Below are 12,012 nucleotides of genomic sequence, written 5' to 3'. Positions count from 1 at the left end.
CCTCTCAAAAGAGCCGCCTCGAGCCGCTCAGACGGCGGCGCCCTGGGGCGCAGGAGCCGGCTGGAACATGAACATCGAGTAGATCACGTTGCGACGCATCTGGGTCATCATCTCGAGGAACATGTCGTAGCCCTCGTTCTTGTATTCGATCAGCGGATCCTTCTGGCCGTAGCCGCGCAGGCCCACCGATTCGCGCAGGGCATCCATCGCCTGGAGGTGTTCCCGCCAGAGGGTGTCGATCTGCTGGAGGATGAAGAAGCGCTCGGCCTCGCGCATCAGCCCGGGCCGCTGCTGCTCGATCTGACCCTCCTTGATGTCGTAGGCATTGCGCATCTGCTCCTGCAGGAAGGCCTTGAGTTCCTCCATGGCCAGGCCCTGAAGCTGCGCGGGCTGCAGATCCTCGAGCAGGTAGATGAACTCCTTCACCTTCTCCACCAGGCGCGTGAGGTCCCACTCCTCGGGGGGGAGGTCGGGGTTCACATAGGCCTCGACAATGTCATCGATGGTGCGCTCGCCGTAGCCGATCACCTGCTGCTTGAGGCCGCGGCCCTCCAGCACGCGGCGGCGCTCGGCATACACCGCCTTGCGCTGGTTGTTCATCACCTCGTCGTACTCGAACACCTGCTTGCGGATGTCGTAGTAGTAGGTCTCGACCTTCTTCTGGGCTCCCTCGAGGGAGCGGGTGAGCATGCCCGACTCGATCGGCATGTCCTCCTCCACCCGGAAGGCATTCATCAGGCCGGCCACCCGGTCGCCGCCGAAGATCCGCAGCAGGTTGTCCTCCAGGGAGAGGAAGAAGCGGGTGGAGCCGGGGTCGCCCTGGCGGCCGGCACGGCCGCGCAGCTGGTTGTCGACCCGGCGGGATTCGTGGCGCTCGGTGCCGATCACGTGCAGGCCGCCGGCCTCCCGCACCTTGCCTTCCTCCTCCTTCACCACGGCGTCATAGGTGGCCTTGACCTCGGCAATGCGCTCCCGCAGCAGCTGGATGTGGGCGTCGTCCGTGGGAGCCTTCTCGGCCGCCTGGGCGATGCGGTCCTCCAGCTCCAGCACCGTGAGGCTCCGGTCTCCCCAGGCCTTCACCAGCTCCTTGGCCAGGGCCGAGAGGGCATGCTCCAGTTCATCGGGCAAGGCGCAGGGGTAGAGCGCGCCGATGGCCCGCGCCTCGGAGGGGGCCTTGGCCTGCTGTGCCCGGGATGCCGCGCCGAACCCCGGGGCCGCCTCCGGGGCCCGCTGCAGGGGCACGGGCGGGCGGTGGCCCTCCTCGGGACGCACCAGCACCGGCAGCAGCACCTCACGCAGCTTGAGGCGAGCCATGTAATCGCTGTTGCCGCCGAGGATGATGTCGGTGCCGCGGCCGGCCATGTTGGTGGCGATGGTCACAGCGCCGGCCCGGCCGGCCTGGGCGACGATCTCGGCCTCCCGCTCCACGTTCTCGGGTTTGGCATTGAGCAGGTTGTGGGGGATCTCCTGCTCGGCCAGCAGGGCGGAGAGCAGCTCCGACTTCTCCACGCTGGTGGTGCCCACCAGCACCGGCCGGGCGCTCTTGTGGACCTCGGCGGTCTCCAGGGCCACCGCGCGCCACTTGGCGGGCTCGGTCTTGTACACCTGGTCGGTCCAGTCGGAGCGGGAGCGGGGCCGGTTGGTGGGCACGATGGTGACTTCGAGCTTGTAGGTCTTCTCGAACTCCACCTCCTCGGTCTTGGCGGTGCCGGTCATGCCGGCCAGGCGGGGATAGAGCAGGAAGAAGTTCTGGTAGGTGATCGAGGCGAGGGTCTGGGTCTCGGGCTGGATCGGCAGGTTCTCCTTGGCCTCGATCGCCTGGTGCTGACCGTCGCTCCAGCGGCGACCGGGCATCACCCGGCCGGTGAACTCATCGACGATCACGGCGTCGCTGCCGCGCACGATGTAGTTGACGTCCTTGACGAACAGCTCCTTGGCCTTGAGGGCATTGTTGATGTAGTGGGCCCAGGGATCGGCCGGATCGAACAGATCGCCCACCCCCAGAAACTGCTCGGCCTTGGCGAAGCCCTCGTCGGTGAGGGTGCAGCTGCGCTGCTTCTCATCCACCTCGTAATCGCCCTCGGGGTCGATGCCGTCCTTGCCCAGTTCAGCGGCACGCTCAAGCCGCGCCGCCACCTCGGCGGCCTTCTGGTACTTCTCCTGGGGCCGCTCCACCTGGCCGGAGATGATCAGGGGTGTGCGGGCCTCGTCGATCAGGATCGAATCGACCTCGTCGATCACGCAGTAGTGGAAATCGCGCTGCACCACCTCGGCGATGTCGGTCGCCATGTTGTCGCGCAGGTAGTCGAACCCGAGCTCGCTGTTGGTGGCGTAGGTGATGTCGCAGGCGTAGTTGTCGCGCCGATCCGGTGGCGCCATGTCCTGCTGGATCAGGCCGACGGAGAGGCCGAGGAAGCGGTGGATCTGGCCCATCCACTCAGCGTCGCGGCGGGCCAGGTAGTCGTTCACCGTCACCACGTGCACGCCGCGGCCGGTGAGGGCATTGAGGTAGCTGGGCAGGGTGGCCACCAGCGTCTTGCCCTCGCCGGTCTTCATCTCGGCGATCTGGCCGTCGTGCAGCACCATGCCGCCGATCAGCTGCACGTCGAAGTGGCGCATGCCGAGCACCCGCTTGCCGGCCTCACGCACCACAGCGAAGGCCTGGGGCAGCAGCTCGTCGAGCAGCTTCCGCTCGCGCTCCAGGGTGGCCTCGCTGCTCAGTCCGCGGCTGCGGCACTCCTCCTGATGGCTGACCAGCTTCTGGCGGAACTCGCCGGTGAGGCCGCGCAGCTCGTCGTCGCTGAGGGGGGCGATCTCCTCCTCCAGCAGGTTCACGTCGGAGACGATCGGCTGGTAGCGCTTCAGCTTGCGGGCATTGGGGTCACCCAGCAGGAGCTTGAGCATGGTGAGATCGGCTACCAGGGCAGTACCGGCAGCCTACCGAGGCTGCCCGGCCAGATCGGCGGCGGCAGGGGTCGCGGGGCGGTAGTCCGGAACCAGGCGCCGCAACGCCTGGAGAGCACGGGCCTCATCCCAGCGGCCCAGGGCCGATTCCAGCTCCGCCAGGAGCTCGTCGAGGCGCCGGGGTGAGAGGCAGACCTCCCGTGCCCTGCGGATGAGCGGGTGGGCGGTGGGGTCGCTGTCGCCGGCCAGCAGCAGCTCCTCATGCAACTTCTCGCCGGGCCTCAGACCGGTGAAGTGGATCGCGATGTCGCCCTCGGGGTGAGCAGCGTCCCGCACGCTGGCGCCGGAGAGCTGGATCATCTGGCGGGCCAGGTCGGCGATCCGCACCGGATTCCCCATGTCGAGCAGGAACACCTCGCCGCCGATGGCCATGGCGCTGGCCTGGAGCACCAGCTGCACGGCCTCGGGAATGGTCATGAAGAAGCGGGTGACCTCCGGGTGGGTGACGGTGAGGGGCCCCCCTTCGGCGATCTGGCGGCGGAAGAGAGGCACCACCGACCCCGAGGAGCCGAGCACATTGCCGAAGCGCACCATCGCGCAGATCGTGCGGTTCTGGCTGGCGGCGGCGTTCTGCACCAGGAGTTCGCACACCCGCTTGCTGGCCCCCATGGCGCTGGTGGGGCGCACGGCCTTGTCGGTGGAGATGAGGGTGAAGCGCTCCAGGCCGCAGGCGAGGGCGGCCGCCAGGGCACTGCGGGTGCCGTGGAGGTTGTTGGCCAGACCGGCGCAGATGTTGGCCTCCACCAGCGGCACGTGCTTGTAGGCGGCGGCATGGAAGAGCACCTCGACCCCCTCGGCCCGCAGCACCCCCTCCACGAAGGCCTGCTCGGCCACATCGCCGAGCACCTCCACCACCGGCACGTCCACGGCCCAGGAGGCGAGCTCCTGGCCGAGCGTGTAGAGGGCCAGCTCGCTGCGTTCGAGCAGCACCAGCCGGGCCGGGCGCAGCCGCAGGATCTGGCGGCACAGCTCCGAGCCGATCGAGCCGCCCGCGCCGCTCACCAGCACGCTGCGGCCGCTGATCGCCGCCGCGAGCAGGGCGGGGTCGGGCGGCACGCTCTCGCGACCGAGCAGGTCCTCGATCGGCACGGGCCGCAGGGTATCGATCCGGGCGCGACCGGAGGCGATCTCCTCCACCGAGGGCACCTGCAGCACCGGGACCCCGTAGCCCTGCAGGTCGGCGAGCAGGCGCCGGCGCTCGCGGGCCTCGAGGGAGGGGGTGGAGAGGATCAGCTGATCGACGCGGCCGCGGCGCAGCAGCCGGGGCAGCTGGGCGGGCGGCAGCACCGGCACGCCGTAGAGGGTGCGGTGCCAGAGGCCGGGGTCGTCGTCGAGGAAGGCAGCGATGCGGGTGTCGTGGCCGAGCCGCAGCGCCGCGGCCAGTTGGGCGGCGGCGGCTCCGGCCCCCACGATCACCACCCGCTGGCGGCGGGGCCGCGGGCCGCGGGGCACCTGCCCCAGCAACAGATCGCGCAGCGCAAAGCGCAGACCGCCGGTGAACACGGTGAGCAGGATCCAGAGCAGCAACCAGCTGCTGCGGGGCGGGGCAGGCTGCTGCAGCTGCAGGCCGGCGAAGGCCACCAGCAAGACGAGCAGGGCGTTGCGGATGGCGAGCTGGTAGAGGGCGGCGCTGCCCACGTAGCGGGTGAGGCCGCGGTACTGACCGCTGAGGGCATAGAGCGGCAGGCCGATCGCCAGCGCCGTGGGCAGCAGCCAGAGCGACTCCTGCAGCTCGGGGGGCCAGGGATCGGCCAGACGCAGCAGAAAGCTGAGCCACACCGCCAGGGGCAGCAGCACCACATCCGCCGCCAGCAGGGGCAGGCGACGAACCAGCAGCGGGATGCGGCCGAGCACCGGCCAGCGGACTCTCAGCGCCACCCTGGTGGCTGCGATGGGGCGCTCACCGTAGACGGGGCGGCAAAGGGCACCGCCACGCGCCGCTCCAGCACCAGCCCGAGCAGGAGCGCGGCGGCCGCCAGGGGGAACAGCCAGGACCAGCCCCCCGCCAGCCAGGCCAGGGCCAGCGCGCCGGTGGCAGCAATGTAGAGCCCAGCCACGCAGCCGTGGCTCCAGCCGGCCTGCTGGAGACGCTGGTAGAGATGGAGCCGATGGGCCTGCCACACCCTCTGGCCCGCGAGCAGACGGCGCAGCAGGCAGAGGCCGGCGTCGGCCAGCAGGGGGGTGGCCACCAGCAGCAGGGCCAACGCGGACGGCCAACCCGGTGCCTGCAGCAGGGCGCCGGCGAACACGGCCCCGAGGAAGGTGCTGCCGGCATCGCCCATGAACAGGCGCGCCGGGCTCCAGTTCCAGGGCAGGAAGCCGATCAGGGCCCCCACCAGGGGCCAGAGCGCCGGCTGGGCGGCGTCGGCTGGGGCGCTGGCGGCGGTGGCCAGCAGCACCGCCAGGCAGCCGGCCACCAGGCCGTCGAGGCCGTCCATGAAGTTGGTGAGGTTGATCAGGGCGGTGGCCGCCAGCACGAGGGCAACCACGACCCACGCCGCCACGCCGGCCCACGGACTCACCGCCACCAGGGCCAGGGCCGTGGCCAGCTGGGCCGCCAGGCGGAGCGCTGGCGCCATGGAGTGGCGGTCGTCCAGGAATCCCACCAGGGCCAGGGGCAGGGCCAGTAGCGGTAGAGAGCTGCCCAGCAGCAGGGCGCCGCCGCTGCCCACCAGGGCGAACACCACCCCGCCGCCGCGGGGGGTGACGCGCCGGTGGGAACTGCGGGCGTTGGGGTGGTCGGGGAAGGCCCGGCGCAGCAGGGGCAGCAGCAGGGCGAGCAGGGCCCAGCAGAGCAGGGCGGAGGCCAGGGTGGTGGCCAGGAGGAGCGCGGGCATGGGCGGTGGGCTCAGCTGGGCTCAGGGGAGAAGGCAGCCTCCAGGGCGCTGCGCTGGTCAACGGGCTGCTGCCAGCCAAGGTCGCGCCGCACCAGGGAGCTGTCCACCACCAGGTTGCCGCTGAGCTGCAGCAGCTTCGGCCCGAGCACAGGGAGGCGACCGGCGGCGGCCAGCAGCGGCGTCGGCAGTGGGAACAGGCGGCAGGGGCGATGGCGCGCCCGGGCGATCAGGCGGATCAGCTCGGGGGTGGCAATGGTTTCGGCATCCGCCGCCACGTAGGTGCGATCGGCCGCAGCGGGATGGAGCAGGGCGTTGTGGATCAGGTCGATGAGATTGGGAAGAGCGATCAGGCTGCGCCGATTGGCCACGGCGCCCAGGGGCAGGGGCAGCCCCGCGTCCACGCAACGTCGCAGCAGGGCCAGGTTGCCGGGGGCACCGGGGCCATAGACAAGCGCCGGCCGCAAGATTGTGAGGCGGGTGGCGGTGCCGGCGAGGGTGCGGCGGATCAGCTGCTCGGCCTCCAGCTTGGAGGCGGCATAGGGGTTACCCGGCCGCAGGGGGCTGGCTTCGCTGATCGCCTCGCCGGGGGCTGTGGCGGCGCCGTGCACGCCGATGGAGCTGAGGAACAGCATCCGCTCCAGCCCCAGCCGGGCGGCCAGGGCGGCGGTGCGGCCGGCCAGGTGCACGTTCACCTGGTGCAGCTCGCGGGGGCCTGCGGCGCTGCGCGGCGGCCTGCGGTGGGCGATGGCGGCAGCATGAACAAGATGGGTAGGGGCAAAGCTCTTAAGGGCGGCGGGATCAAGCGCTCGGGTCGAGAAACCCATCACTGCGTGATCGCGGGAGAGGTCGCCCACCAGGGCCGTGCCGATGAAGCCGGTGGCTCCGGAGACAGCAATCCGCATCGTCACCCTCTACGAGGGAGCTGGGATCAGCTCCTGAGCCAGCTTGAGGTAGCGCTGCAGGCCGACCTGGGATGAGAACTGATCGGCGTACAACAACCGCGCCGCCTCCCGGCAGGAACTCAGCTGATGGGGGTTGTCAATCAATTGTTCGAGCAGGGAGCTGACCCCAAGGACATCTCCTGGAGCAAATCGGATGCCCGCCCCATGGGCGACCAACAACCGGCTCAGCTCCGTTTCGGGGCCGATGTAAAGCACTGGGATCCCCCTGGCGAGAAAACCAGCGAGCTTGCTGGGAACCACCAGACCATCGAAGCCTTCCCGGAGCGTCACGACGCCCAGATCCGCCAGCCCGAACGCGTGCGGGAGCAGGTGTGCAGGCACCAGGTCCTGAAAGGCAACACAACCTTCCAGCTGCCGCTCCAGCACAAAGGAGCGAGCCGAGACCAGGCGCGATCCACGCGCGGCAAACACACATTTGAACCGGCACGGGTCCCGATGAACACGCTCAACCGAAGCCAGGAGTGTTTCCCACTCATGAGCCTCTCCCAGGTTGCCCGAATAGAGCAGCACCAGCTCACGGCCAATCCCCCAGGGAGTCGCCAAGTGGTTGGCTGGCCTGCGATGGATCGCCAGATCACCCGTGGCCCAGTTGTTGATGCGCACGATGCGGCTGCTGTGAACACCTTTGCCGCGCAACACCTCGCTCGCGCTGGAATCGAGAGACACCACCCGCGCTGCGGAGCGGTAAGCCCACCCATACACACCAGTCAGCACACCGAAGAGCGGCACGGAGCGCAGGCGTGGGTATCGGGAAAACAACACCTCTGGATAGAGGTCCATGGCCACGATCAACAGCGGCACCCGCAGGATGGTGGCCACGCAAGCCATCAGCACCACCATGGGCGGCGGGTTGGTGAGTACCACCATCAACCGGGGCCGGAACCGCACCAGAGCCATCAGCGCCGCAAGCAGCGAGAAGGCCAGCTGACCCATCGCCTCACCCACATGGCCTTGGGCATCCAGGGGTTCAGGAAGCCAGAAGATGCGAACCCCAAGAGACTCAGGATTGAACGTGTCATTTGAATCCGGTGGCACATAGGGCCTGGAGCTGCAGATCACCTGCACCTGCCAATGCTTCTGCAACATTGCCACGATGTCCTGTGGGATCTGGGCACCACTCCACCCCTCAGGATAGAAATATCGCTCAACAAACAGGATGCCAGGAAACTCCAAAGCACGTCTAGCGAAGTACACTGGGCCTATTCAATTCAATACCTCACACGAGGGACTTGTACAAATCAAGAGTCTTCGCCGCAGCTGCACGCCAAGTAAAACGGCTGGCCATGCGCTGAGCTCTGGGAACTTTGCCGAACAGCTTACTCGGTTTGCGGACTAGGTTTACAAGAATATCTGCTAGTGCCGATGGGTCTCCCGCCCTATATACCTCGGCCTGGCCTTGGGCGAGCTCAAGATGCGCGGGGTTATCAGAACAAACCACTGGACATCCCATTAGCATTGCCTCCAAGACAGGAAACCCAAATCCTTCGTACCTGGAAGGGCATATTGTGGCCAAAGCAATTTTATATAGCCAAGCAAGCTCGGCGTCTGCGAGCTGAAGCGCAACCGCATAATCCGAGATATTGGAATCCCGTATTAAATTCAGCTCCGTATTGCTCCAAGGCATCCCAACAGCAACAAGGAGGAAATCACTGCAAGATCCTCGGACCATTGCAAGCGCCTTGATGAGATCATCGAATCCCTTATAATGACTTCGGCTACCCACATGGATCAGAACCGACCTTGAAAGACAGGCAGATACAAATACATTGTCTTTCGGCGGAACTGGAATAGTTCGCAGCATGTGATCACATCCGTGGCTGACAACACAGATTTTCTCTTGCGGGATATTAGGGTAAACCATTAAGATATCTTCCTTGGTGACCCTGGAAACTGCAATGAGTTTATCTGCTGCGTAGATAGCACGCTTTTTAAGCAACACATACTTGGGAATCCGACTCTGATATTGTGCATCGAATGAGCGGCATTAATTCATGGATCATATCGTGAATAGTAACAACTACTGGCATGCTCATGTATTTCAGAGCCAGATTTCGGTAATAAGTAGGATGGTAGACTACAGGCTTCTTTAGAATTACGTTGGCAAGAATAGGATCCATGAAGGATTTGACAACACATGCGTTCAAGCAGATATCATCAGCATTGGACAAAAATGCTGGGACGCTGATATTGCGATACTGTTCGAGGCCCGGATAGACAAAGGTAATATCTGATACCTCAAGCCCAAGCAACGCTTTAGTTAGATTTGTGAAATATCGGGATATTCCACCACCATATCGCTGAAGCGCGCTAATGTCAGAATCGAAGTAGACGGCAAAGGAATCTTGCATACTTACTTGGGCGATCAAATCCAGTTCCACATATCAAAGATCTGCATCCTCAAAAGCACTTTCTATATCTTGTCCCGGCACTTTAATTCGATTGTGAGAGAATGAGGACGGATTCGCCACCTAAAAGGACGGAGGCATAGTGTTCGCCAATAAAGTAGCGACTTATACTTCGAACAAGAGAACCGCATCGCTGTCTAATATTTTTTGATGGGGCTTGGCGGGATCGGCCCGTGTATGTAATTGACAAGATGTAGCAGCCAGCCTCGTCGAATAGAATTTTGACAGACTCTAAGGAGAAAAAGTGAATATGACCCACAAGCTCATACGATTGACGCAACGCCTTCGGGAAGATCAATGAAGAAACAGAGTGCTCAATAGGGATTAAGCACGCAAGATATTTAGCATTCTTAGAAACAAGAGAAACAAATCCAATGGGATCCCATAGATGCTCTAGGACATCAGATAGAATAATGAGGTCGGCACTTTGACGAATATCAAATTCTGAATTAATCAATCGCAGATTGGGCAGCCCAGGAAGAATTTGCCAAGCATCGTCTAGGCCACTAGAAGGATCGTAGCCAATAAAGTCTATTGATGGATACGCCTCTGCCATGCATGCCAATAGCTGCCCACTTCCACATCCTATATCGACTACTCTGACAACACCCGCCTTGCCAATAAGACTATTGAGAATTGGGACAAAGCAAGACAGCTTCCAGGGCGTATGGTCTCTATCCCAGTCAGGATTATTGGCTTGATATTCACCACTAAGATAGCGAGAATGCACTCCTACCACTTGAAGATGCTATACGCTATGATTTTCAACATAAGTATAAGTCCAATCAAGTAAGATGATACTTTTGGCTTAACACTCTGTGATGCAACTGCCTTGAACGCCTCTACTGCCACTAGCCATGGTCTTCGGGCTGACACTCCAGAGCCGCCAACCCATAGAACCACGGTATCAACGTGAGCATAGGAAAGCATCCCCCTCACTCTTATGAGATGCTCAAAGTCTCCTGCTATCTTATACCTAGGATTAAACGGGTTGGAAATGAGAAGACTTGTCTTGTACCATGAACCTTGATGCATTATTTTCCATCCAGATTGATAAGCCGCCAAGGACCTATAATAGCCCGCCAAGCTATTTCCATATGGCCTAACTCCACCATAGAGCCCTTGGAAAGTGATAAAATTACAGCTTCCGTACTCATTCTCGATGGCTTCTAAATCTATTTTCTGCAGAAATCTATCATCCGAACCTATGAATGTTATCCACTCTGAATGCGCCTTCTTGGCCATGCGATTCCATGCATCATATATTCCTTCATCGCTTTCACTGCATATTACATGCGCGAGGCCCAAGCTTGTCAACTCCTTTTGGGCGATTGGAAGAGTTTCGTCCTGAGAAAGGTTGTCCTGAATTAGAATAACTACACTATCTTTTGCGGAATATGGAATTGACCTCAAACAGCCTTGGATTGTCTTTTCTGCATTATGGGTAGCAATGCAGATAGCCAGGCATACGCTACTCATTGAGATGCTTAAACGAGCTGGCCATGGTGTTAATGTCGGCCTTTGTCATCCCCCTCAGCCGCTCAAGCAGCGTGAACGGCTCGAACGTGACGCTGATGCCGAACTCCTCAGCGAATTCGAGCACCCGGCACCAGGCGCGGTTTTCACGCAGGATGCCACGCAGCACCACCGGCGCATTGCCGCTCTGCAGGGTCATCTCGAACAGGGGCCAGCCCACTGTGGGCTGCACTTGATCCTCGCAGAAGCTGGGCACCACATCGAGGCTGCCGATGAGGATGCGGCGGCGGCTGGCCTCCCAGGCGTAGGGGATCTCGTAGAGATCGAGCAGATCGGCGGCCAGGGCCCAGGAGGTGCCGTTGGCGTCGAGGTCCACCCCCAGCTCCCGGCCGCGGGCGCTGATGGCGGTGGCGCGGCGGAACTCCAGGCGGGCGGGTGAACCGCCGGGCACCGGCTTGGTGGTGGCGCCGGGCCCGGCATCGGGATTGGCCAGAAACCGCCGGATGCGCCCCCGCAGCTCCTCACCGCCGGCGGGCGGGCCGTTCTTGCTCAGTTGCAGAAAGTCCCAGCGCTCGCCGGTGCCGCCCCAGAGCACGGGGCCGTAGTTGTCGTGAAACCAGCGGCCGTCGCGGTTGGAGGCGGCCTCGGCGTGGGTCATCACGCGCTCGATGGTGATTCGGCCTCACGCCAGCCGCAGCTGCGGGCGATCTCGGCGGCCTCTCGGCACATCGCATCGAGCTGGACCTCGGTGGGCGGCAGGGTCCAGGGATCGGGGCGGCCGCCCATGCAGGCGCAGGAGAGGGCCACGGCATTGCCGTTGCGCCGCCAGGTGTGGGCCGGCAGGTCGATGCTGTAGGCGTGCAGGCGGTGCAGGGTGCCGTCGCCGCCGATGATCGTGTGATACAGGACGGAGCGCACCCAGCTGTAGGGGGTGGCGGCCCAGTGCAGGTAGATGGTGGCCGGCATCGACGGAGCGCAGGTGGCTGCGGGCTGGCGGCAACGGCGCGCCACCCAAACTCTGGCTAAGCTAGCCAGGAAATGCCCACCCGGCCATGCAGGTGAACATGCTGGAGGCCAAAAGCCAGCTCTCGAAGCTCGTGAAGGCGGCTCTGGCCGGCGAGGAGGTGATCATCGCCAGCCACGGCAAGGCACAGGTGCGGTTGGTGCCGTGCAGCCTCGCTGCAGGCCTGGAAGGGCATGGCGCTCTGGCCGGCATCGCCGCTGAGCTGGCGGATGCGGCCTTCGCTGAGGATGTGGAGCGGCAGGTGAGCCAACTGATGGGCGGCTGATGCGGCTGCTGCTCGACACCCAGATCATGCTCTGGTGGTTGCTGGGTGATCCGCGGCTGCGGCCAGCCATCCGGGACCG

At 63.8% G+C, this 12,012-nt stretch carries 12 protein-coding genes; 1 reads left to right on the top strand and 11 read right to left on the bottom strand.

All coding sequences use genetic code 11. From position 1 onward, the window contains the following. Positions 1-27: 27 nt before the first annotated feature. The 11 genes from secA to ACLNEE_RS07435 all read right to left on the bottom strand — a co-directional run bounded on the left by secA (position 28) and on the right by ACLNEE_RS07435 (position 11,610). Complete coding sequence (gene secA / locus ACLNEE_RS07485) at positions 28-2,904, bottom strand: preprotein translocase subunit SecA (protein ID WP_411421772.1); 2,877 nt, start codon at positions 2,902-2,904, stop codon at positions 28-30. A gap of 33 nt (positions 2,905-2,937) precedes the next feature. Then, positions 2,938-4,842 (bottom strand): polysaccharide biosynthesis protein, encoded by a 1,905-nt coding sequence (locus ACLNEE_RS07480; RefSeq protein ID WP_411421773.1) that lies wholly within the window; start codon positions 4,840-4,842, stop codon positions 2,938-2,940. After that, positions 4,833-5,801, bottom strand: a complete 969-nt coding sequence (locus ACLNEE_RS07475) for an MraY family glycosyltransferase (RefSeq protein ID WP_411421774.1) — start codon at positions 5,799-5,801, stop codon at positions 4,833-4,835. Before ACLNEE_RS07475 ends, ACLNEE_RS07480 begins: the two co-directional genes overlap by 10 nt. A gap of 11 nt (positions 5,802-5,812) precedes the next feature. After that, positions 5,813-6,703, bottom strand: a complete 891-nt coding sequence (locus ACLNEE_RS07470) for an NAD-dependent epimerase/dehydratase family protein (protein ID WP_411421775.1) — start codon at positions 6,701-6,703, stop codon at positions 5,813-5,815. A 9-nt stretch (positions 6,704-6,712) separates the two neighbouring features. Continuing rightward, on the bottom strand, positions 6,713-7,855 hold the full coding sequence (locus ACLNEE_RS07465; protein ID WP_412006948.1) for a glycosyltransferase family 4 protein: 1,143 nt from the start codon (positions 7,853-7,855) through the stop codon (positions 6,713-6,715). Between the two features lie 124 nt (positions 7,856-7,979). After that, a complete protein-coding gene (locus tag ACLNEE_RS07460) occupies positions 7,980-8,699 on the bottom strand; it encodes a glycosyltransferase family 4 protein (RefSeq protein ID WP_411421777.1) in 720 nt (239 codons plus the stop codon). After that, complete coding sequence (locus ACLNEE_RS07455; protein ID WP_411421778.1) at positions 8,692-9,141, bottom strand: glycosyltransferase family protein; 450 nt, start codon at positions 9,139-9,141, stop codon at positions 8,692-8,694. The genes ACLNEE_RS07460 and ACLNEE_RS07455 overlap by 8 nt, the downstream gene beginning before the upstream one ends. A 52-nt stretch (positions 9,142-9,193) precedes the next feature. Further along, on the bottom strand, positions 9,194-9,898 hold the full coding sequence (locus ACLNEE_RS07450; RefSeq protein ID WP_411421779.1) for a class I SAM-dependent methyltransferase: 705 nt from the start codon (positions 9,896-9,898) through the stop codon (positions 9,194-9,196). A gap of 2 nt (positions 9,899-9,900) precedes the next feature. Further along, complete coding sequence (locus tag ACLNEE_RS07445) at positions 9,901-10,647, bottom strand: glycosyltransferase (RefSeq protein WP_411421780.1); 747 nt, start codon at positions 10,645-10,647, stop codon at positions 9,901-9,903. Next, on the bottom strand, positions 10,640-11,302 hold the full coding sequence (locus ACLNEE_RS07440; RefSeq protein WP_411421781.1) for a hypothetical protein: 663 nt from the start codon (positions 11,300-11,302) through the stop codon (positions 10,640-10,642). The genes ACLNEE_RS07445 and ACLNEE_RS07440 overlap by 8 nt, the downstream gene beginning before the upstream one ends. After that, entirely contained in the window at positions 11,302-11,610 is a 309-nt protein-coding gene (locus ACLNEE_RS07435) for a hypothetical protein (RefSeq protein WP_411421782.1), read from the bottom strand. Before ACLNEE_RS07435 ends, ACLNEE_RS07440 begins: the two co-directional genes overlap by 1 nt. 86 nt (positions 11,611-11,696) lie before the next feature. Here ACLNEE_RS07435 and ACLNEE_RS07430 point away from each other — a divergent pair, with 86 nt between their 5' ends. Continuing rightward, positions 11,697-11,933: a type II toxin-antitoxin system Phd/YefM family antitoxin gene (locus tag ACLNEE_RS07430; protein ID WP_411421783.1), complete on the top strand. Its 237-nt coding sequence runs from the start codon at positions 11,697-11,699 to the stop codon at positions 11,931-11,933. The last annotated feature ends 79 nt before the right edge of the window (positions 11,934-12,012 follow it).

Source organism: Aphanothece stagnina RSMan2012 (assembly GCF_046764815.1).
In the GTDB taxonomy this organism is placed as follows: Bacteria; Cyanobacteriota; Cyanobacteriia; order PCC-6307; family Cyanobiaceae; genus NIES-981.
This window is presented reverse-complemented; position numbering and strand designations above follow the sequence as displayed.

Coding starts and splice junctions, on each gene's coding strand:
- secA (WP_411421772.1), bottom strand. CDS start 2,904: ATGCTCAAGCTCCTGCTGGGTGACCCCAATGCCCGCAAGCTGAAGCGC.
- ACLNEE_RS07470 (WP_411421775.1), bottom strand. CDS start 6,703: ATGCGGATTGCTGTCTCCGGAGCCACCGGCTTCATCGGCACGGCCCTG.
- ACLNEE_RS07475 (WP_411421774.1), bottom strand. CDS start 5,801: ATGCCCGCGCTCCTCCTGGCCACCACCCTGGCCTCCGCCCTGCTCTGC.
- ACLNEE_RS07440 (WP_411421781.1), bottom strand. CDS start 11,302: ATGACCCACGCCGAGGCCGCCTCCAACCGCGACGGCCGCTGGTTTCAC.
- ACLNEE_RS07435 (WP_411421782.1), bottom strand. CDS start 11,610: ATGCCGGCCACCATCTACCTGCACTGGGCCGCCACCCCCTACAGCTGG.
- ACLNEE_RS07430 (WP_411421783.1), top strand. CDS start 11,697: ATGCAGGTGAACATGCTGGAGGCCAAAAGCCAGCTCTCGAAGCTCGTG.
- ACLNEE_RS07445 (WP_411421780.1), bottom strand. CDS start 10,647: ATGAGTAGCGTATGCCTGGCTATCTGCATTGCTACCCATAATGCAGAA.